This window comes from Paenibacillus sp. p3-SID867 (genome assembly GCF_025142895.1).
Lineage (GTDB): Bacteria > Bacillota > Bacilli > Paenibacillales > Paenibacillaceae > Paenibacillus_AQ.
In genome coordinates this window covers 12,835-34,793 of record NZ_JAMBDM010000026.1, presented here as the reverse complement: position 1 = coordinate 34,793, position 21,959 = coordinate 12,835, and the positions used below count along the sequence as shown (strand labels likewise).

The following is a 21,959-nucleotide window of genomic DNA, read 5'->3' as shown; positions in this document are numbered from 1 at the left end:
GCTCCTTTTCGTGTAGATACGACAATATTCTAGCATAAATTATGGATATATTCATTTTAATAAGTCAATATACTCATTAATATATGGGTTATTTATGAAAGGTGCGCTTCGCAAAACTATGAGGATATATTTACTAGAGCTTTTAAAACGAAAAGATTTATTAGTCTATTTGGTGAAATCGGGGTTAAAAGCAGAACATAGAAATAGCTACTTAGGCTATTTTTGGTGGTTACTTGATCCATTGCTTGGGGCTTTGGTTTATTACTTTTTAGTCGTAATTGTAATGGGGAGAGGCGGAGAAAATTATGGGGTATACCTTGTAATTGGCCAAGTAGCATGGAGATGGACAAATGCCTCGATTAGCAACTCATCGAGATCAATTATTCAATACACTTCAATAATTCAACAAGTAAATCTACCCAAAGCGATTTTCCCTATGACTAGGGTAATATCTCAAATGATAAATTTTGTATTTGGGCTAATTGTTGTAGGTTCCTTTCTTCTTATATTTGCAGTCCCAGTTCATTGGCAGATTTTATATCTACCGTTTATTATTCTTGTCCAGCTCTTTTTTTTAGTGGCCATTAGTTTATTTGTTGCTTATGTATCAGTATTCGTTCGAGATATTGGTAATATTTTGGGTCATATTCTTAGAGTTTGGTTCTATGCTTCTCCAGTGATTTGGGAAGGCAGTCGCCTTCCGGCCGAATACCGATGGGTGGAATCTCTAAATCCGATGTCATATATATTGAATGGTTATCGTGACATATTGATGTATGGGAATGAACCAAATATTAAAATCTTGACGTTAATTGGGGGGTTATCGATCGCAATTATAACAGGTTTATTATATTACTATAGTCGAAATGAGCATAAAATAATTAAGGCGTTATAAGAAGGAGTCTTTGGTATTATGGATACCCAATGTGTTGAAAAAAAGGAAGCTAGAGAAGAGGTCGTTATTTCATTAGATGATATTGGGGTTTCATTTAATCAAGATTCTAAACCTGATGATTACAAATCACGTATCTACGATGTTCTAAATCGTAAAAAAAATAGAAGTAATAGAAGTCATAAACCTCAAGTTCATTGGTCGTTGAGAAATATAAACTTGGTAGGTTATAAGGGAGAAATATTAGGGATAATTGGCTCAAATGGATCTGGAAAAACAACATTATGCAAACTTATTGCTGGAGTATTGCAGCCTGATGAAGGGCGAATTACTGTTAATGGAAGAGTATCAGCCTTGTTTTCTCTGGCGCTTGGTTTTAACAAAGAGATGACAGGAAGAGAGAATGTATATTTAAATGGTACGATGCTTGGGATCAGTAATAAGAAGATTAATTCTTTTGTTGAGGAAATTAAGGAATTCTCTGGATTAGGGGACTATTTTGATCAACCTATTAAAAATTATTCAAGTGGAATGAAGGCCAGACTAGGTTTTAGTGTTGCGGCTTTTATGGAGCCTGAAATTTTAATCCTTGATGAGGCATTAAATACAGGTGACCTGGAGTTTAGTCAGAAGGCAGCAGATAGAATGAAAGAGTTGGTTCGTAAGGCCAAGATGGTGATTATCGTAACACATAGTCTAAAATATGCCCAAAAGAACTGCGATCGACTAATTTGGATTGAGCGTGGTGTAGTTAGAGCGGTTGGCAAACCGCAAGAGATTGTAGAGATGTATGAAGATAATGTGAAAGAAAGAAAGAACAATATTAAGAAAGCTAAAAAGGAACTGGGTTTAAAGAAAATAGAGATGAAAAAGGGGGAGGGAATTGCAGTAGAATCTAAGGGTGTTGGTGTTTCCTATCGAAATAACGGTAATCAATATTGGGCCTTGAAAGATATAAGCTTGAAGATACATGAAGGAGAAGTATTAGGCATTATAGGGCATAATGGTGCAGGCAAAAGCACACTATGCAAGTTATTAACCAATATATTAGTCCCTGACGAAGGTAACCTCACTATTAATGGGACGACCACGGCATTACTTGGCTATGGTACAGGTTTTAATGGTCAGTTGACAGGGAAAGATAATATTTTCCTTAATGGTATGCTGCTAGGTATCCCTCTTGCCAAAATCAAAAGAAGCTATACAGATATTGTTGAATTCTCGGAATTAGGAAGTAGGATAGATCAGCCAGTTAAGCAGTACTCTAGTGGGATGAGGTCTCGACTAGGTTTTAGTATTGCAGCGTTCCTTGAACCAGATATATTTATTATTGACGAGGCCTTGTCAGCCGGTGATTTATCCTTTAATCAGAAGGCAAGTGAAAAGATTCAAGAGATGATTCGAATGGCTAAAGCTGTGATTGTAGTGTCTCATAGTATGGGGTTCGTTGAGAAAGTATGCACTCGTGCAATCTGGTTAAATCAAGGGCAAATCATGCAGGATGGTGAGCCAAAAGAAGTGATAAAGAATTACAAGGAATACGTTCAGAATGCCCAAAAAAAGCTTAGCTGACGGAGAGAAGAAAATGATTAAACATCAAAAAAATATTGCAATTTTGCTAAACAGAAAAATAATACGTCGGAGCATTGATACATTAATCTGGCTTGCAGATAATATTCTTTCCGAGAAGCAAAAAGAGTTTGTAAAAAGAAAGCTTTCTCTCCGTACAAAAAATTTACTGAAGGGCGCTATAATGGGAGAAAGATATAATGCCCTGTTAAAAGTAAGCCAGATCAAGCATAAAATGCTGAACTTGGGATTTGAGGAAAAAGCTTATACTGAATTATCTAAATTGGCAACAAATACCGAGGATAATACACCCATCCAAAGAGAAGCGATGTGGGAGCTCGCACTGTGGCATGCCGACAAAAAAAATCGCGAAGATGCTAGAATTGGATTGCAGTATCTTTCAGAATTATTAGTGGATGAGAAGAATAAAGTGAAGATTCGGCAAGGAACAATTTTAAAGCTTGAGCTTCTTAATGTGTTGGGTCAAAAAGAGCAAGCAAAACGGATCGTAAATGATTTAGAGAAAGAAGCATTCCCTGATTTGTTCTTGGCTGCTGCGAATCTTGAATATAGTGTTGAAACGAAACGATCATGGATAAATAAAATGATAAGTGATTTCGGTTTAGGCGAAATCGGAATTCTTGATGATGATTCAAAATCCGTATACGATCAGCTAACAACACTACCGATAAACTCACACATTGCTTTAGACGTTACTAAAAGACCAAAAGTTTCAGTTATTATGCCGGTATTTAATTCTGAGTCCGTATTGGGCACGGCTATCAGATCCATTTTGGAACAAACGTGGAAAAATATTGAACTCATAGTTATTGATGATTGTAGTTCAGACGGAACGAGAGAGATAGTTCAGCAATTTGCTAGTCGGGATAATCGAATAACGTTGTTATCTACTAAAAGCAATAGTGGTACTTATGTTGCAAGAAATATTGGTCTAGAAACCGCTACAGGTGAGTATATAACATGTCATGATGCAGATGATTGGTCTCATGCTGAAAAATTAGAAAAACAAGTTCTTCATTTAATCGAAAACCCCAAGGTGATAGGGAACATGTCGCAACAGTGCCGATTAACTGAAGACTTATTCTTTTATAGAAGAAAACAACAAAGATTCTATATATTTAACAATATGTCATCACTAATGTTTAGAAGAAAAGAAGTATTAGAGAAGATTGGGCTATGGGACAGTGTTCGTTTTGGAGCTGATGGTGAATTTATTCGTCGAGTGAGAAAGGTGTTTGGAGATAAATCAATCGTTCCTTTGAACACAGGGCCGTTATCCTTTCCAAGAGTTAGCCCAAGCTCATTAACTGAAAGCGGACCATTTGGTTACCATGGATTCTTTTTTGGTGCTCGACAGGAATATGTAGAGAGTTTTACTTATCATCACAATAATGCAACTTGTTTGAAATACAGTAACTTTTTAGAACAACCAAGACCTTTTCCGGTACCTGAGCCAATGAGGCCGGATAGGAATGGCTTGGGGGGCTATAGGAAGTTTGACGTTATAATAGTTTCTGATTTCCGTTTGGCTGGGGGCACAACTTCCTCGAATGTGGAGGAGATTAAAGCGCAGAGAGAAGTGGGTCTAAAAACAGGCCTGATACAACTATCTAGTTATGCAGCTAGTGGTGTTCAAGGTGTACATCCTAAGATCAGACAATTAATTGATGGCGACAATGTACAGATGATTGTATACGGAGAAAAGGTCACTTGTGATGTAATGATTGTAAGGCATCCGCCAATTCTACAGGAGAAACAAAAATATGTACCGGAAGTGAAAGCAAAGGGAATTTGTGTAATAGTGAATCAGACGCCAAAAGTTGATTATAGTGGCAAAGGAGATATTGCATACGATATTAAGCAATGTCAAAAGAATCTAAGGGAATATTTTGGTGCAGATGGCATTTGGTATCCAATTAGTCCTTTAATAAGGAAAGCATTGAATGAGCATCACTCGAATGAGTTGTCTGCAATTCAACTTGCATCTGAGGATTGGCATAACATTATAAATATTAGTTTATGGAAGAGGCCGGGCCATATACGAACAGATAAAATGCGTATAGGCAGGCATTCCCGAGATCAGTATGTGAAATGGCCTGCTGATCGCGAACAATTACTTCAAATATATCCAGATTCTGATCCATTTGAAGTTCATATCCTGGGAGGGGCAAAGGTACCAGAGAAGACGTTAGGGAAATTACCCAACAATTGGAGAGTGTTGGAGTTCGGGGAGAAAGATCCAAAGGAGTTTTTAGAAAATATAGATGTGTTCGTTTACTATGTTCATCCAGACTGTATCGAGGCATTTGGAAGGGTCATCATTGAGGCGATGGCTGTCGGTGTACCTGTAATCTTGCCACTGGAATATTCCTTATTATTTGAAGATGCTGCTATCTATGCTGAACCGCATGAGGTTCGATGGAAGATAAACTCCCTATTAAAGGATGAAAGGGAATACGAACTGCAAGTTCACAAGGCCCTAGAGTTTCTGGGAAACAAATTAGATTATTCATGCCACATCGAAAGGGTTCAGAGGTGAAGAAATGTTACAGGAAAAGATAAATGAACATCAAGCCGATGAAATTGCATTTAGGAAGAACAGATCTGATATGATGTACCACTACATTGATTATATGATGAGAATTCTAGCGAAGGACGCGAAGAGTCTTTTAAATATCACTAACTCGAGTGATGATGAATATACTCAGTTATATGAATGGATTCCTAAAAAGACGACTCTAACCTTCCCTTTAATGCACCCATCAATAAATAAAGAAATAATAGAGTCTGATTTTTTTAATATGGAAGCTAATAAGAGATATGATTTTGTGACATGTACTCAAGTTATAGAGCACATACAGGATGTTGAAATATTTATTAAAAAGCTATTTGAGATTGGTGATCAAATATTAATATCGGTTCCTTATAAGGTAGAGGCAGATTTATATAGTGAGAATATTCATGGTCCTATAGACGTAGTTAAGTTAACTGAATGGATTGGTAGGGAGCCTGATTATTATATAATTGTTGAGGAACCGTTAATAACTTCACCTCGGATTCAATATTTAATAGTTTACTATAAAATACAGTCACTTAAGCCAAGTTTGAGTGAAATATTGCCAGAGGATTTAAGAACAAATTTTAGGTTGAAACGAGATATTAATGTATTGAACCAAAATGTTGTTCAATTAAAAGAACAAATGTCAGAAGTTGTTGAAAATAACAACTTCCTTAATTATAAACTTCAACAATTTATTGAAAGACAGTTTATTTTAAATGAAATAGAATTAACCCAAAAGGAGCTTCTAAATAAACGGAAAAGAAACACTGATTTAACTGATAAAATCAATGAAAAAATTGACGAGATACAAAAATTGGAGAAGCAAGTTAATCATTCGATTTTATTAAGTAAAAAATATCATAAGGAATACAATTTGATTTTAAAGAGTAAGTCTTGGCAAATCACCAGGCCTGCAAGATTTATACTAGAATGCATCCGAGAGTTGGTCGGTAATTATGGAAAATAACTTCTATGGTGAAGAGAGTTTGGATAAATTAATTAATAAGTTGGACAGTCTTAAAGAACAATTAAAGGAAGAAGTAAGGACAGAGAGAGAGATGGCAACGCGTTACTCCTCTCTTGAGAAAGATCTGTCGCTCATCACTGAGAAAAAGACTAAAGTAGATATAGAAACAGAAAATAATAAAAACAAGTTAACTCAAATAAAACGAAGTACATCCTGGAAAGTTACATCACCAATAAGAAAGCTGATTTCCATCTTTAAAAAAACAAAGAAACACAAAAGTAAGCTGGGGAATTCGAATGAAAATTATTATAAAAATAATCTTAGAAAGATAAAAAAATTAAAATATAGATTAACAACTTTAGGATTTAAGGAGAGAGCTCTAACTGACTTAACGTACCTTTATAATACTAGCGCTTCTACAGAAATAAAAAGATTGGTTGCATGGGAGTTATTTAATTGGTACGCCAATCAATACAGCAAAGATTCAGCTAAGACAGCTCTTGAAATATTTCCATCGGCCTCAAATAACCTTACTGACGTGGAATTAATACGGAGTGCTTCAATAATTAAAATCGAATGCTTAAGAATACTCGATTTATATAAAGAGGCTAAAGAAACTTTACATAATATTTTGCCTCTTGGAGAGGATCCCGATGTTTTCTTGGTTGCAGCCACTTTAGAGAAATCACCAGAGGAAAAGATAAATTGGATTAATAAATCACTTTCGATACAAAATATACTTCCTCTACAGATCAAAGAATCCAGGGATATTAATAAACCGTTATTTGACTCTATCGAAACGGTTTCCAAACCACATAGTTCAATTAATCCTGTGAAAGTTACGGTAATCATGCCGGTTTATAATGCCGAGAATGTAATAATAACATCATTGGAGTCTATATTAAACCAATCATGGAGTAATATAGAGGTTGTTGTTGTAGATGATTGTAGTACCGACTCTACAACAACAATTATTGATGAGTATGTAAGAAAAGATAAAAGAGTGAAACTTATATCGGCTCAAAAAAATCAAGGTACCTATGTCTCAAGGAATTTAGCATTACAAATAGCAAATGGTGACTTTGTTACATGTCAAGATGCTGATGATTGGGCTCATCCACAAAAAATCGAAGTTCAAGCAAATCATTTATTGAGAAACCTAGGAGTTATAGCGAATACTTCTGAGGCTGTTAGAACCTCTGAAGATTTGATTTTTGCTAGGAAGGGGAAGGTGGGGCGATTTATAGGGAGCAATTTTTCTTCCCTAATGTTTAGACGTAAAGAAATTCTAAGTGCAGTTGGTTATTGGGATAGCGTTCGTTTCGGTGCAGATGGAGAATTTATACGTCGAATTAGAAAATGTTTTGGTAAATATTCCGTGATAAATATTAATACAGGAGTACTGTCATTTTCAAGGGTCTCTCAAAATTCGCTTACTGAAAGCGGACCGTATGGTTATTATGGATTTTTCTTCGGGGCTCGTAAGGAGTATGTTGAGAGTTTTACCGCATATCACAATATCTCAAATAGTAATTTGAAATTTGAATTCCCTCAGTCTGTAAGACCTTTTCCTGTGCCAAATCCAATGAAACCCAATAGAGAGAACTGCAGGACGTTGGAAGTGATTTTGATAGCTGATTTTAGATCTAATCCAACATTAGACCTAAGTTTGAAAGTTATACAAAAGCACCTTAATTTGGGCTTGAGAATTGGTTTAGTACAGATGTCATTTTATGATTTGAAGATAGGAGATACTACGATATCAAATGAAATTCGTACATTAATTGATGGTGATGAAGTTCAACTCCTTGTTTTTGGTGAAAGGGTAATTAGTAATTTAACGGTTATTAATAATCCAATGGTATTTATCGAGAAACAGGATTATTTGCCTGATATGAAAACAGAAAGATTAGAAGTTTTAATTACAAAGGAAATGTACAAACAAGAAGAGTTCGCTAAAAGTATAAATAATATTGAAGAATACTTTGGTCAGATAAAGGTCGATTGTTATCCACTGGAAAAATATATTTAAGTCTGAAGTTAAAAAAATTCAAAGTGAAAACCTTCAGTGTGTTTACGTAGCAGAGGAAAATTAGTCTAACCGAATTACGAATTTAGGGGGGCATATGAAAAAACACATATTTATTATTGTTAGATATAGCCTATTAACGAGCAAAAGAGATTCATGGATTATAGCTCGACAGGATTTTGAAAATTATAGGAAACAATTATTTGATAATGGGAGATTAAGTCAAAGGGAACAGTTTTTTGAAAAAATCACTTTGTCATCTATTATAAATCAAAGTATCAAACCTAACAAGGATAACTGTACATTAATAATACTGACATCGGATGAATTACCTAAGGAACATTATAATAAGCTACATGATATGGTGTCTATTTATCCATGGGTAAAAATAATCTCGTTACCACCTGACGGAAATTTTGGTAACTCAATAAGTTCAATTGTAAAAACTGAGCTATTATCTTTTAATGAAGAGGTTTGCTATTGTACAGTTCGATTGGATGATGATGATGGTTTGTCGTTTAACTATTTTGAAAAAATTCAGCAATACATGCATTCTAAATTCAATAAAATGTGCATATCTTTTGGGCTTGGGGTAGCAGGAGTTTATGATCCATTAAGTGGAGTATTTACATCCGTGCATGAATATTATCAACCTAAAATAGCAATTGGCCTAGCGTATATTGATCAGTTTAATCCTCAAGATAAAATAGACAGTGAAATAATAACCATATTTCATTTAGGAAATCATCAGAAAATTGATAGTAGATGTCCGGTTGTTGTTGATTCTAGAGATATTATTTTTTTTAGAACTGTGCACATTTTGAGTGACTCAGGCAATGATAAAACAATAAATAAAATTACAACACTTTCATCTATAGATAAAGAAATGGTAATAGAATCGTTTAATATAAAATTAAAGATCAATAGTTCTTTCTATGAGGATATTTCCAAAAGTAATATCCGTAAAAAAAGTGAAGATCAGAAAAATACTTTATCAAGCAAGCAGATTCTTCTTGAGCAAGTAAGAAATAAAATGTTAGAAGATGAAATAGCTACGCTTAAGAATAAATACAGAGAAATAACTAATAGTAGGTCATGGAAAATTATGGGTCCAGCTCGTTACACTGCTTCTCTTTTAAGAAAAATATATAATACCATTATTAAGTAGTAGGAAAGGACTGGCTCAAAATGAAAATAAATGTTTTAGAAAAGTTAAGATCTAGAAAGGCCACAATTGGAATAATAGGTATGGGTTACGTTGGGCTCCCTTTAGCTCTGGCATTTGCGAATTCTAATACAAAGGTTATTGGTTTCGATATTGAGGAAACCAAAACTCAGTTCATTAATGATGGGGTCAGCTATTTTAATCATATTTCTTCGGGGTCAATAAAATCTGTAGTAGAAGGCGGAAAGTTCTATGCTACTACCGATTTCTCAGAGATAAGTATTGTTGATGCTATTATTTTGTGTTTACCCACACCTTTAAATCAATATAGAGAGCCAGATCTATCATATATAATTAGAACAATGGACAATATACTTCCCTATTTAAGAAAGGGGCAAGTACTAAGTTTAGAAAGTACAACATACCCCGGGACTACGGAAGAGGAAATTTCTACACGTATTCGTCAAAAAGGACTAGAGGTTGGCGAGGATTTCTTTGTTGTGTACTCCCCTGAAAGGGAAGATCCAGGAAATCCGGACTTTACAACTTCCCGTATACCTAAAGTAGTGGGAGGTACTACACAAAATTGCCTGGATGTCGGTGTAGCTCTGTATGAAGGTATCATTAATAAAGTTATCCCGCTAAGTTCTACAAAAGCAGCGGAGTTAACCAAGCTCTTAGAAAATATTTATAGATCAGTAAATATTGGTTTGGTTAATGAAATGAAAATGATTGCGGACAAAATGGATATTGATATCTGGGAAGTAATAGATGCTGCAGCTACAAAACCATTCGGGTTTACTGCTTTCTATCCAGGCCCTGGTTTGGGTGGACATTGCATTCCTATTGATCCATTCTATTTAACTTGGAAAGCAAAAGAGTATGGGGTAAATACAAGGTTTATAGAATTGTCAGGAGAAGTGAATACCTTTATGCCACATTGGGTTGTTCAGAAGGTTAGCGATTCACTGAATGAACATGAGAAGTCAATGAAGAATTCCAATATATTAATATTGGGATTAGCATATAAAAAGAACATAGATGATGTAAGAGAATCACCGTCTGTAGAAATAATGGAGTTATTACAGGAAAAAGGTGCGAAAGTTTCCTATTCAGACCCTTATGTTGCTAACTTTCCTAAAATGAGAAAATACTATTTTGATTTGAAATCACAGCCTATAACGTCTGACTTGCTTGCAAAAATGGATTGTGTTGTTATTACAACAGATCATGATTTAATCGATTATGAATTTATTCTAGAACATAGTAAATTGATTGTAGATACTCGTGGAGTTTACAGAAATGTTGAATCTGAGATTGTTATAAGAGCATAGCTAATGCCTATATTGTTTGGGAGGACTCGTGATGTCATCAAAAGATCTAATTCCAGTTAGTATCATAATACCTGTGTATAATAGACAGAACGTGGTTCTCCCCGCGATAGAGAGCATATTAAATCAAACGTATACAAATTTTGAGCTTATTATTGTTGATGATGCATCAACTGATAGTACAAGGGATATTGTTGAAACTATTAACGATAAGCGTTTGAAATATATTAGACTTAACAGGAATGTAGGCGCGGGAGCCGCCAGAAATGAAGGCATAATAAATTCGAAGCATCAGTGGGTTGCATTCCACGATAGTGATGATATATGGGTACCGACCAAACTGGAAAAGCAAGTCAAGTTAATACAAGAAAATATTCCTACTGTTATATTCACTAGCTTTATCCGATATAAAAACAGGAAGCGAGAACATATTCCTGATCATAGACATATAAATCCTGTAGAGGATATGCATAAACAATTACTTCTTGGCAATTTTATTGCTACTCCAACCGTATTGCTTCATAAAGAGTGTTTAATGAAAGTTGGAGGCTTCAATGTGACTATGCCAAGACTTCAAGACTGGGAGCTATGGATTCGGTTATCTATTCATTACCCCTTTGTATGGATTGAGGAACCGTTAGTAGAAGCATATTATACTGAGAGCAGCATATCATCTGATGAAAATAAACTGCTAGAAGCTTACAGATTAATATGGAAACTCCACAATAAGTTGTTTTTAAATGCGGGTCCTTTATATACTGCCAGATTTCTTTTTTCGTATGGTCATAACTTGGCCTTGTATGGAAACCTTAAGAAAGGTAGAAAAATTTTAGCTTCATCAATAAATCATCAATTTTATTCATTAGCTCAGTTAGTATGTTTTCTATTATCTTTTTCAGGTCAAAGAATATACAGATTTATGTATAAAGTTATGAGATAAGATAAGGGAAGAGGTTTGTAACTTGGTATTTAGTAATTTAGTATTTATATTTGCGTTCCTCCCATTAGTTATATCTATATACTATTTGATTCGGGATGAGTTTAAAAATGTAGTATTACTTATTGCAAGCTTGATTTTTTATGCTTGGGGTGAACCTCTCTATCTTTTTCTTATGTTGTTCTCAATCATCATTAACTATTCTATGGGTCAATTGATGAATAACAGAGGGAAATATAGGAGGGTGAAATTAATATTTGCGGTTTCTGTAAATATTCTCCTTCTTGGATATTTTAAATATGTAGGATTTATTCTTACCACACTTACTGAAGCATTCAATCTATACTATGACTTTACACCAGGACCCTTGCCAATTGGAATATCGTTCTATACATTCCAAGCAATAGCGTATTTAGTGGACGTCTATCGAGATGAGACCCAACCTCAAAGAAATCTATTGAATTTTGCATTATACATATCCTTCTTTCCTCAATTAGTTGCAGGACCAATTGTTCGTTATGATATTGTGAGGGAGCAGCTAAAATCAAGACAAGAAAGTTTAGAGTTGTTTGCCCGTGGTTGCATAAAATTTATTATAGGATTAGCAAAGAAAGTCTTAATTGCTAATCAAGTGGGGATTGTAGCTGATGATATATTCTCAAAGCCACCAGGAGAATTAACAACTTCACTTACGTGGATAGGAATCATTGCTTATTCCCTTCAGATTTTTTTTGATTTTTCTGGATATTCTGATATGGCAGTCGGGTTAGCGAAAATGTTTGGATTTAAGCTCCCGGCAAATTTCAATTATCCGTATATATCTAGGAGTATTACAGAATTCTGGAGAAGGTGGCACATAACTTTAGGTTCATGGTTCCGTGATTATATATATATTCCTCTGGGTGGTAACCGTGTTGGGACAGTTAGATACATCAGGAATTTATTTATCGTATGGTTTTTAACTGGTTTATGGCACGGTGCTAGTTGGACTTTTGTTATATGGGGGCTATATTATGGAACATTTATTGCTTTTGAAAAATTAGGATTAGGGAAATTGTTGAATAAACTCTGGGCTCCACTGCAGCATATATATGTTCTTCTTATTGTAATGATAGGTTGGGTTTTTTTTAGAGCTGATAATTTTTCATATTCTTTCAGCTATTTAAAAATAATGTTTGGAATCAGTACCCCAGAGTATTTAGATTACACTACTATTAATTATATTCATGATTATGGAATATACTTCATAATTGGTATTGTTTTTTGTCTTCCGATTAACCAGATCTTTAAATTGAACGAATTAACTACTGTAAGAAGGTTGAAGATAAGTAATTGGGCAACTCCTATATTGTTTTACTTACTGTTTATTTTAAGTGTTATCTATCTAATTAATTCAACATATAATCCGTTTATTTACTTTCGGTTCTAACTTATTTATGAAATTGGAGAAAAATTATGAATAGAGTATCTAGTCTAATTATGACGTTTATGTTTCTTGGCTCTATTATTATAATTGGGGGGATTATGTTATTAAAACCCGATAGAATTAAATCAGAAGTTGAGAACAGAAATTTATCACAGAAGCCAGTCATCAGTCATCAAGATATATTGTCAGGGGGCTACTTTAATAAATTTGAAGAATATTTCAACGATCAATTTCTTGCAAGAGATTTATTAATAAAGACTTATACAAAATTACAGTTAGAATTGAATCGAACGGTTGTTAATAATACTGTTATTGCTAAGAATGGCTGGCTTATGGAGTTACCCATTGCTTCAGTTAAAAGAAGTCACTACCATGAGTCTATTCAGCAAGTAAATGAATTAGAACGCTTTTTAACTAATAAAGATATTTCAATATATTTAGCATTAGCCCCACATAAGAAGAACATTCTCGCGCATCTTTATCCTGCTCATTTAAAGAACAATGCTGGTGCCAGAGGTAGACAGTACTTTGTCAATGAAATAAGTTCAAAAATTCATTACATTAACTTAAATGAGCTATTTCAAAGCAAATATAGTACAAAACAATTAGAAGATATGTATTTTAAAACTGACCATCATTGGAATATAAAAGGAGCCCACACAGCGTATCAATACATCATAAGTCAGCTTGAAGAGGATCTGAAAGACTTAAAACAGCCGATTTCAAATTTCGACATAAAGTGTAATAATGATGCTAGATTTATTGGTAGTTACAATAGAAGATTATTTGGGCTTAAAGACTATGACTTTGAATATGTTTGTGGTTATTTTCCATCAGATCAATCAAATTTAATATCATTTAAAGCCAGCAATGCAACAGGGAAAGTTTTTGAACATATGGAAGAGGTTTTTGGAAGAGGAATTAACAGCAAGGAACTAAGATATTCAAACTTATCCTCTAATGATTTTGCTGAAATACATTTTCATTATCGAAATTCAAGTTCAAATAATTTATTGATATTAAAAGATTCATATGCTAACCCAATCGTACCATTCCTTGCGAAACACTTCTCTAAGACATTTGTTCTAGATCTTCGCCATTATAATCGTATGAACGTTTATGATTACATTGAGAAACATAATATAAATGCTGTTCTTATCTTGTATAATGATAGTAATTTATCAGGAGAGTTATATTCTTTTAAATAATATTAAGGGGTGTGATTGAAGTTAAAGCCATCATTCTAGCAGGCGGAACAGGCTCACGCCTCTATCCCTTAACCAAAGTCACCAATAAACACCTTCTGCCAGTCGGGGCCTATCCGATGATCTTCCACCCGGTATATAAACTCCGCCAAGCAGGTCTTACAGATATACTCATTGTGACGGGGAAGGACCACATGGGGGATGTCGTAAACCTATTAGGCAGCGGTAGCGAAATGGGGGTCTCCTTTACATATAAAGTGCAGGATGAAGCAGGAGGCATTGCACAAGCATTGAGCCTCGCGGAGCAATTTGCAAGTGGCGAATCAGTAGCTGTTATCCTCGGTGATAATGTGTTTGAGGATGACATCTCCACCTATGTGGTCAACTTCCAAAGTCAAAGATCCGGTGCCAAGATCCTAATTAAGGAAGTGATTGATCCTAACCGTTTTGGTGTTCCGGAAATCCGAGGCAGCCAAATCATTTCCATTGAAGAGAAGCCAAATCACCCAAAATCGGATTTTGCGGTGACGGGAATATATATGTTCGACCATCGCGTATTCGAAATTATTAAGTCATTAAGGCCTTCGGCTCGTGGCGAATTGGAAATCACAGACGTCAACAATGCATATATTGAACGAGGAGAGCTTACCTTTGATGTGCTTCAAGGCTGGTGGACGGATGCGGGAACGCATGCGTCGCTCGCTCGGGCCAATGAGTTGGCTAAAGATGTTCGATTCGGTGACGATTTCGGAAAACTTAAACTGTAGTTAGGGAGGAATTGAACGATGAACGTATCTCCTTTAAAACTCACAGACGCCTTTGTACTTGAACCGGTGGTCCACGGCGATCACCGGGGCTTTTTTATGGAGAGTTACAATGATTCACTTTTTAAACAACATGGCATTACCTATAACTTCATCCAAGACAACCAATCTTTATCCGCCGAAGCTGGGGTTCTGCGTGGTCTTCATTATCAGCTCACCCCTAAGGCTCAAAACAAACTCATACGTGTCCTAACAGGTGCAATCTACGATGTCATCGTAGATATCAGAAAAAGCTCCCCTACTTTTGGTCAGTGGGTTGGCGTCATTTTGAGCGAGCATAACCATCGTCAGCTGCTGGTGCCTAGGGGCTTCGCACATGGTTTTTGTACGCTTGTACCCAATACCCAGGTCCTCTATAAAGTGGACGAATATTATTCCCCCGAGAATGACCGTGGCATATTATGGAATGATCCTGCTTTGGGGATTGATTGGCCAACGTCGAATCCGATATTATCGGATAAAGACCAGCGGCACCCGATGCTGAAAGACGCAGAGATGAATTTTGACTAGGGGGCAGTGAGGATGAAACTTCTTGTTACCGGCGGTGCCGGTTTTATAGGCAGTAACTTTATTTTATATATGATTCAGCAGCATCCGAATTACCAGATCATCAACATGGATGCACTTACGTATGCGGGCAACCTTGAAAACTTAAAATCTGTTCAACACCACCCTAACTACTCATTCGTCCAGGCAGATATAGCTGACAAAACATCAGTAGATGTAGTTTTCCAACAAGGCATCGACGTTGTGGTTAATTTCGCGGCAGAGTCACACGTAGATCGCAGTATTCTGGAACCAGAGATCTTTGTGAACACCAATGTCATGGGGACACAAGTTCTTCTGGATGCAGCCAAAAAATATGGCGTGACTAAATTTGTCCAAGTGTCCACAGATGAAGTGTATGGTTCTCTAGGTGAGACGGGGCTGTTTTCTGAAACGACACCAATTGCTCCTAACAGCCCTTATTCAGCCAGCAAGGCAGGTGGGGATCTGCTTGTAAGAGCTTATCATGAGACCTTTGGTCTGCCGGTTAACATTACCCGCTGTTCAAACAATTACGGTCCATACCAATTTCCGGAGAAGCTGATTCCCCTTATTATTTCTCGGGCTCTAAATGATGAATCCTTGCCTGTATATGGGGATGGTTTGAATATACGGGACTGGCTTTATGTTGAGGATCATTGCAGTGCGATTGATCTCGTTATCCATCAGGGCAAGTTAGGCGAGGTCTATAACATTGGGGGCAACAACGAACGAACCAATCTGCACATCGTACAAACGATTCTGGAAGAGCTCGGAAAGCCTGAGTCCTTGATCACTTACGTAGCGGATCGCCCGGGTCATGATCGCCGATATGGCATTGATCCTGCAAAAATTACGAATGAGCTAGGCTGGGAGCCGAAGTATAACTTCGAGAGCGGTATTAAGGAGACGATTCAATGGTATTTGAATCATAAGGATTGGTGGACGCGTATCCAGTCTGGTGCTTACCGGGAATACATGACCCAGCAGTACGGCAAGCGGTTGGGTGAAGTTGAATGAAGGTACTCGTAACCGGGGCAAACGGTCAGTTGGGGAAGGATGTAACGCATTTACTAACTGAAGCTGGACATGAGGTGATCGGCTGCGGGAGAGCAGAGCTGGATATTACCAACATGGAGCAATGCGGACAGGTTATTTCCGCCCATAATCCGGATATTATCATTCATTGTGCGGCTTATACGGCAGTGGATGCAGCTGAAAGTGATGTGGACGGTGCCTATCATGTGAATGCTATAGGTACACGAAATATCGCAGTATCCGCCGAAAAGATGGGTGCCACGGTAGTCTATATAAGCACGGATTATGTTTTTAATGGTAATAGTGAGACGGCTTATGTTGAGTATGATGACACCGACCCGCAAACGATTTATGGCCGATCCAAGCTGGCGGGTGAGCAAATGATTCGGGACTTCTGCTCCAAGTGGTTTATTGTAAGAACATCTTGGGTATTCGGGCTTCACGGGAATAATTTTGTGAAAACGATGCTCCGTCTAGGACAAGAAAAACCGCTGTTAAAGGTGGTTAACGACCAAAAAGGTTCGCCCACCTACACGGTAGATCTGGCGCAGTTCTTGATAAACTTAATTTCCACTGAAAAATACGGTATATATCATGCCTCCAACAGTGGTTCTTGTACTTGGTATGAGTTTACTAGCGCCATTTTTGAAGAGGCTCGTGAACAATTGGGACTTACCATAACCGCTGAATTGCAGCCTTGCACTACTGAAGAGTTTCCAAGACCCGCTCCACGTCCGGCCAATTCGGTCATGGATCATCTGGCTATCCGCCTAAACCAATTTGAGGATTTGCCACATTGGCGTGAAGGGCTGAAGCAGTTTATGCTGGATATGAAGCAGCGCCCTGAACTATACTTAAAGTGAATACAGCGATGTTAGAAACCTGATCTGTATGATCGGGTTTTTTTATTAACCTCTTCCCTAAAACCACTTGTAGATCTAATGAATTATAAAAGTATGAAGCCAATGTGTTTTTCCGGAGGTTCCCGTATGAAAAAAGTTCAAGTATTGTTATCCGCCTATAACGGCGAACAATATATATCCGAGCAAATCCAGAGTATTCTCAACCAGACGCATGCTGCTGTCTCCATCCTGATAAGAGACGATGGATCGACTGATAAAACGATACAGCTTCTCGACCAATGGGTGACAACACACCCCGATAAGATCAAGCTCATAAAAGGAACGAATGTTGGCGTTGTGTCCAGCTTCTTTGAATTGCTACGTGCTGCAGACGCTGAAGCTGATTATTACTGCTTTTGCGACCAGGATGACGTGTGGCTTGATCATAAGGTAGAGCACGCTATAACGCGCTTAGATTCCTCTATATATACAGAAGTACCGGCGATGGTATTTACATCGACCTACCTTACGGATGACGAGTTAAACCAGAAAGGTACTTGGCCTAAGCCTCCTGCACAGGAACCTTCTTTCTTCAATGCGTTATATGAGAATATCGCCATTGGCGCGACAATCACGATGAATCGATCGGCAAGAAACCTGTTTATGAATAGTAAATCGGTTGACAGTCAAAGGGTCCTTATGCACGATTGGTGGTTCTACTTACTCGTATCCGCATTTGGAACTGTAATCTACGATAACTCGCCATCTATGTTATACCGTCAGCACAGTAACAATGTGGTAGGGGGCAGCAACTCCATCGTGGGTAAGTTGAAGAGCAAATGGGCCAGTTTTAAGAGGCATACAGGCAAAGACTTGCTGCATAAACAAGCGAGCGAGTTTGATCGAATCTATGGATCGCGATTGACTGGCGAACAGAAGGAGCAGCTGGATTTATTTCTTGCAACTCGAACAAGATTCATGGACAGATTACATTATGCACGCAAGAGCAAATTATACAGACAATCCAAGTCGGAGAGTTTGTTGTTTAAGTTTTTTATTTTGATCGGGTTTATATGAGGTTGAATGAAATAGGACATAGCAGACTTATTCCTTGATATTCCTTATTTCCCTACGAACTATGCTATAATGTCGATAGATTACTATATTTGTCAGGAGACGTTATGCAATGGATTTAAGCATTTTAATCGTGAACTACAATACCTGTCAGCTGACGGTGGATTGTTTGCGATCCGTGTTTGCATCGGAAACGGAATATACATATGAAGTGATTCTGATAGATAACAACTCGAAGGACGAGTCCGTTCAGACCATCCGAGAGTTATTTCCGCAGGTCAAGCTGATCGAGAACACGGAAAATACCGGCTTTGCCAAAGCCAACAATCAGGGGATGGAAGTGGCGGAAGGCCGCTATATGCTGCTGCTAAATTCCGACACGATTATCCAGCAGGATACGATCCAGACGATGGTTGCTTTTATGGACTATAACCCGATCATTGGCGCTTCCGGCTGCAAAATCGTCCTCCCGGACGGCTCGCTGGATAAGGCCTGCAAAAGAGGGTTCCCAACGCCTTCGGCGTCCTTCTATTATGCTTTTGGGCTCAGCAAGCTTTTCCCGAACAAGCCGGAGTTTAACCAGTATCAGCTGGGGTATTTGAATCCGGACGTAGAGTATCCGGTGGATTGTTTGGTCGGTGCGTTCATGCTGGTACGCCGCGAGACGATCGAGCAGGTTGGCGGGCTGGACGAGACGTTTTTTATGTACGGGGAGGATATCGACTGGTGTTATCGCATCAAGCAGGCAGGCTGGGGCATTCACTACTATCCCCGGACGACGATTATCCATTATAAAGGCGGCAGCGCCCGGCGCCGGCCGTTTAAGATCATTTATGAGTTCCATCGGGCGATGATTCTTTTTCATCGGAAGCATTACCGGCAGAAGTACAACATATTCGTTAATGGAGCCGTGTATGCGGGCGTTGGTCTGAAATTGCTCCTGTCCCTGCTCACGAACCAGCTGAAGCCCATTCGTCCAGCAACGATAACGCAATCTTCAGGTGGAGTGGAGGTGAAATCATGATCCGCCAGAATCAGGGCTTTCTGACCAAATTGTATATGTTGACCGATTTTGCCTTTATCCAGTTAGCGTTTCTGCTTGCATGGTGGGTGAAATTCGAGAGCGGTTGGTTTCCGTATGAAAAACCGCTGCCCATCGAATCTTACGGGATGTGGAGCTTGATATACGGCGCGGTTGCCGTGGTTGTCGGCATCATGATTTCTTTGTACTCGCCGAAGCGGAAAAAGCGCTTTGCCGACGAGTTCATGAAGATCTTCCAGATGCATTTCATCGGAATGTTCATTCTCCTCAGCATTATGTTTTTTGTTAAAGAGGTGAATATCTCCCGTTGGTATCTCGCCATCTACATGATTCTCAACGTAGCATTCATTATCCTATATCGTTATTTCCTCAAGAAATCGCTCAAGCATTTTCGGGAAAAGGGCTACAACCGCCAATTCGTGCTCATCGTGGGTGCAGGGTCGCTAGGCAAGCGCTTCTTCAAAAATCTGAAGCAGTATCCGGAGCTGGGGTATGAAGTCATCGGCTTCCTGGATGATTACCAGAAGTGGGACGACATCGAGGCGAGACGGCTTAAACCTATCTTGGGCTCGGTCGGCGATCTACATAAGGTGCTGAACGAAAAGCTCGTCGATGAGGTCGTACTGGCACTTCCACTGGATGCGCACCACAAGTATCCGGAGATCATTGCTGCTTGTGAAAAAGCAGGTGTCCGAACGCTAATTATCCCGGACTTTTTCGATTATCTCCCGGCACGGCCGGTGTTTGATAACTTTGCGGGCATGCCGATGATCAACGTGCGCGATATCCCGCTGGATCTAGCGGCAAACCGACTGTTCAAGCGGGCGTTTGATATCGTATTCTCGTTAGTGGCGATTATCCTCACCCTGCCGGTGATGATCGGAATTTACCTCGGTGTCCGATTGACCTCCCGGGGCCCTGTCATTTTCAAGCAGGAGCGGGTCGGGCTGAACCGCAGGAACTTTTATATGTATAAATTCCGTTCGATGAAGCCGCTGCCGGAAGGGGCGCCGGATACGGGCTGGACGGTGGAGAATGATCCGCGCCGCACCAAGTTCGGCTCATTTCTCCGGAAGACCAGTCTGGATGAGCTGCCGCAGTTCTTTAATGTCCTGTTCGGACATATGAGCGTTGTGGGCCCAAGACCGGAACGACCTTATTACGTTGAACAGTTCAAAGAGGAAATTCCGAAGTATATGGTGAAACACCACGTACGCCCGGGCATCACGGGGTGGGCGCAGAGCAACGGCCTGCGCGGGGATACTTCGATTGAGGAGCGGATCAAGCACGATATTTTCTACATCGAGAATTGGTCCATTCTGTTTGATATCAAAATCATTCTGCGCACGATCCGCAACGGATTCAAAAACGCATACTGATCATAATCGATGTGAACGTCATTTGGCAGCCGCCAAGTGGCGTTTTTTTGTTTTGCCCACCCTTCAACCGGGTATTTACCTAGCAACAGCGATGAACGAAACAAGGGGTGGGGATACCATGAAACGGATCGCAGCTGTCCTTCTATTATTTTCCGCCATTATGATACTGCTTCTGACTCATCTGGAGTTGGAAGAGGAAGAACCGCAAGGATTCGCGGCCTATCGCCTGATTGCTCATGCCATGGGAAGCATCGGGGAGCAGCCCTACACGAACGCCTACGAAGCTATGGTCGTTAACTACGAGCAAGGCACCCGGGTATTCGAGATTGATTTGATGCTGACGGAGGATCGCAAAGTCGTAGCCAGGCACGAGTGGACGGAGAGCATGACACAGCAGCTGGGTCAGAAGGAGAAACTCCCCGAGGATAAGCAGGCGGCCCGCCTGAGCCATGAGGAATTCATTAATACGCCGATTTTGGAGCAATACCAACCGATGGATATTGAGGCCATCATGCATATGATGGAGCGTCATCCCGATATCTATATCGTGACGGATACGAAGGAGCAGGAGGATCAGGATATTCAGCACCTGTTCACGGAGATTTTAAACGCTGCTAAAGAGCGGGATCGAAAACTTCTGGATCGGGTCGTCGTCCAAATTTATAATGAACCGATGCTCGAGATGGTCCAGGAAATATATCCGTTTGAGTCCATTATCTATACGCTGTATGCCACGCAGGATTCCCCTGCCGAAATCACGGCCTTCGTACAGGAGAACAACATTGACGCCGTTACCATGCCGGAGTACAAGGTCAGCCCGAATTTCGTAGCGAAGCTGAGGCAAGCGGGTGCCGTGACCTATGTCCACACCATCAATGACACCAACACGGTGAACAATTATGAAAAATGGGGCGTGTACGGCGTTTACTCGGACCTGCTGACAGAGCCGGAGTTGGAGCAGAACAGCCTGAGGTATACCATTAAAAAGTGACTCGCATAGAGGGGGCATGGCTTTAATTCAAGTTGGATGGCCCGCCTAGGGAACAGGCTTTTCTTCATATATAGTGAAGCTGAACATCGAAGTCCGCTATCTCCAAAAGAGACGCGGGCTTTTTCATGATATCAGAAAGTAT

At 38.9% G+C, this 21,959-nt stretch carries 18 protein-coding genes; all 18 read left to right on the top strand.

The features are described 5' to 3' along the window. The first annotated feature begins 118 nt into the window (after window positions 1–118). Window positions 119–895 (top strand): ABC transporter permease, encoded by a 777-nt coding sequence (locus tag M4D81_RS31210; protein ID WP_260069282.1) that lies wholly within the window; start codon window positions 119–121, stop codon window positions 893–895. Between the two features lie 18 nt (window positions 896–913). Further along, window positions 914–2,464 (top strand): ABC transporter ATP-binding protein, encoded by a 1,551-nt coding sequence (locus M4D81_RS31205; RefSeq protein ID WP_260069264.1) that lies wholly within the window; start codon window positions 914–916, stop codon window positions 2,462–2,464. Beyond that, window positions 2,442–5,021 carry a glycosyltransferase gene (locus M4D81_RS31200; RefSeq protein ID WP_260069263.1) on the top strand — a complete coding sequence of 860 codons (2,580 nt, stop codon included), beginning with the start codon at window positions 2,442–2,444 and terminating at the stop codon, window positions 5,019–5,021. Before M4D81_RS31205 ends, M4D81_RS31200 begins: the two co-directional genes overlap by 23 nt. 4 nt (window positions 5,022–5,025) lie before the next feature. Next, entirely contained in the window at window positions 5,026–6,009 is a 984-nt protein-coding gene (locus tag M4D81_RS31195; protein WP_260069262.1) for a class I SAM-dependent methyltransferase, read from the top strand. Then, window positions 5,999–8,041: a glycosyltransferase family 2 protein gene (locus M4D81_RS31190; protein ID WP_260069261.1), complete on the top strand. Its 2,043-nt coding sequence runs from the start codon at window positions 5,999–6,001 to the stop codon at window positions 8,039–8,041. Before M4D81_RS31195 ends, M4D81_RS31190 begins: the two co-directional genes overlap by 11 nt. Window positions 8,042–8,135: 94 nt before the next feature. Continuing rightward, entirely contained in the window at window positions 8,136–9,206 is a 1,071-nt protein-coding gene (locus tag M4D81_RS31185; RefSeq protein ID WP_260069260.1) for a putative rhamnosyl transferase, read from the top strand. Between the two features lie 20 nt (window positions 9,207–9,226). Then, entirely contained in the window at window positions 9,227–10,537 is a 1,311-nt protein-coding gene (locus tag M4D81_RS31180) for a nucleotide sugar dehydrogenase (protein ID WP_260069259.1), read from the top strand. A 31-nt stretch (window positions 10,538–10,568) separates the two neighbouring features. Further along, window positions 10,569–11,474: a glycosyltransferase family 2 protein gene (locus M4D81_RS31175; RefSeq protein ID WP_260069258.1), complete on the top strand. Its 906-nt coding sequence runs from the start codon at window positions 10,569–10,571 to the stop codon at window positions 11,472–11,474. 22 nt (window positions 11,475–11,496) lie between these two features. Then, window positions 11,497–12,900 (top strand): MBOAT family O-acyltransferase, encoded by a 1,404-nt coding sequence (locus M4D81_RS31170; RefSeq protein ID WP_260069257.1) that lies wholly within the window; start codon window positions 11,497–11,499, stop codon window positions 12,898–12,900. Window positions 12,901–12,926: 26 nt separating this feature from the next. Beyond that, window positions 12,927–14,105 (top strand): DHHW family protein, encoded by a 1,179-nt coding sequence (locus tag M4D81_RS31165; RefSeq protein ID WP_260069256.1) that lies wholly within the window; start codon window positions 12,927–12,929, stop codon window positions 14,103–14,105. An 11-nt stretch (window positions 14,106–14,116) separates the two neighbouring features. Further along, the gene (locus M4D81_RS31160; RefSeq protein WP_260069255.1) at window positions 14,117–14,869 is read left to right on the top strand and encodes a sugar phosphate nucleotidyltransferase; all 753 of its coding nucleotides are present in this window, start codon (window positions 14,117–14,119) and stop codon (window positions 14,867–14,869) included. 18 nt (window positions 14,870–14,887) lie between these two features. Beyond that, window positions 14,888–15,436: a dTDP-4-dehydrorhamnose 3,5-epimerase gene (gene rfbC, locus M4D81_RS31155; RefSeq protein ID WP_260069254.1), complete on the top strand. Its 549-nt coding sequence runs from the start codon at window positions 14,888–14,890 to the stop codon at window positions 15,434–15,436. 12 nt (window positions 15,437–15,448) lie between these two features. Next, window positions 15,449–16,471, top strand: coding sequence for a dTDP-glucose 4,6-dehydratase (rfbB, locus tag M4D81_RS31150; RefSeq protein ID WP_260069253.1), 1,023 nt, complete (start codon window positions 15,449–15,451; stop codon window positions 16,469–16,471). Further along, window positions 16,468–17,352 (top strand): dTDP-4-dehydrorhamnose reductase, encoded by an 885-nt coding sequence (rfbD, locus tag M4D81_RS31145; RefSeq protein ID WP_260069252.1) that lies wholly within the window; start codon window positions 16,468–16,470, stop codon window positions 17,350–17,352. The genes rfbB and rfbD overlap by 4 nt, the downstream gene beginning before the upstream one ends. A gap of 126 nt (window positions 17,353–17,478) precedes the next feature. Further along, a complete protein-coding gene (locus M4D81_RS31140) occupies window positions 17,479–18,408 on the top strand; it encodes a glycosyltransferase family 2 protein (RefSeq protein ID WP_260069251.1) in 930 nt (309 codons plus the stop codon). A 109-nt stretch (window positions 18,409–18,517) separates the two neighbouring features. Beyond that, window positions 18,518–19,429, top strand: coding sequence for a glycosyltransferase family 2 protein (locus tag M4D81_RS31135; protein ID WP_260069250.1), 912 nt, complete (start codon window positions 18,518–18,520; stop codon window positions 19,427–19,429). Beyond that, a complete protein-coding gene (locus M4D81_RS31130) occupies window positions 19,426–20,826 on the top strand; it encodes an undecaprenyl-phosphate glucose phosphotransferase (protein WP_260069249.1) in 1,401 nt (466 codons plus the stop codon). The genes M4D81_RS31135 and M4D81_RS31130 overlap by 4 nt, the downstream gene beginning before the upstream one ends. A 118-nt stretch (window positions 20,827–20,944) precedes the next feature. Further along, a complete protein-coding gene (locus tag M4D81_RS31125) occupies window positions 20,945–21,817 on the top strand; it encodes a phosphatidylinositol-specific phospholipase C/glycerophosphodiester phosphodiesterase family protein (protein WP_260069248.1) in 873 nt (290 codons plus the stop codon). Window positions 21,818–21,959: the final 142 nt, after the last annotated feature.

Bases quoted from the DNA above. Each gene is read 5' to 3' on its own strand.
- M4D81_RS31125 (WP_260069248.1), top strand. From the start codon at position 20,945: ATGAAACGGATCGCAGCTGTCCTTCTATTATTTTCCGCCATTATGATA.
- M4D81_RS31130 (WP_260069249.1), top strand. From the start codon at position 19,426: ATGATCCGCCAGAATCAGGGCTTTCTGACCAAATTGTATATGTTGACC.
- rfbB (WP_260069253.1), top strand. From the start codon at position 15,449: ATGAAACTTCTTGTTACCGGCGGTGCCGGTTTTATAGGCAGTAACTTT.
- rfbC (WP_260069254.1), top strand. From the start codon at position 14,888: ATGAACGTATCTCCTTTAAAACTCACAGACGCCTTTGTACTTGAACCG.
- M4D81_RS31205 (WP_260069264.1), top strand. From the start codon at position 914: ATGGATACCCAATGTGTTGAAAAAAAGGAAGCTAGAGAAGAGGTCGTT.
- M4D81_RS31180 (WP_260069259.1), top strand. From the start codon at position 9,227: ATGAAAATAAATGTTTTAGAAAAGTTAAGATCTAGAAAGGCCACAATT.
- M4D81_RS31200 (WP_260069263.1), top strand. From the start codon at position 2,442: ATGCCCAAAAAAAGCTTAGCTGACGGAGAGAAGAAAATGATTAAACAT.
- rfbD (WP_260069252.1), top strand. From the start codon at position 16,468: ATGAAGGTACTCGTAACCGGGGCAAACGGTCAGTTGGGGAAGGATGTA.
- M4D81_RS31195 (WP_260069262.1), top strand. From the start codon at position 5,026: ATGTTACAGGAAAAGATAAATGAACATCAAGCCGATGAAATTGCATTT.
- M4D81_RS31190 (WP_260069261.1), top strand. From the start codon at position 5,999: ATGGAAAATAACTTCTATGGTGAAGAGAGTTTGGATAAATTAATTAAT.
- M4D81_RS31185 (WP_260069260.1), top strand. From the start codon at position 8,136: ATGAAAAAACACATATTTATTATTGTTAGATATAGCCTATTAACGAGC.
- M4D81_RS31165 (WP_260069256.1), top strand. From the start codon at position 12,927: ATGAATAGAGTATCTAGTCTAATTATGACGTTTATGTTTCTTGGCTCT.
- M4D81_RS31140 (WP_260069251.1), top strand. From the start codon at position 17,479: ATGAAAAAAGTTCAAGTATTGTTATCCGCCTATAACGGCGAACAATAT.
- M4D81_RS31135 (WP_260069250.1), top strand. From the start codon at position 18,518: ATGGATTTAAGCATTTTAATCGTGAACTACAATACCTGTCAGCTGACG.
- M4D81_RS31175 (WP_260069258.1), top strand. From the start codon at position 10,569: ATGTCATCAAAAGATCTAATTCCAGTTAGTATCATAATACCTGTGTAT.
- M4D81_RS31210 (WP_260069282.1), top strand. From the start codon at position 119: ATGAGGATATATTTACTAGAGCTTTTAAAACGAAAAGATTTATTAGTC.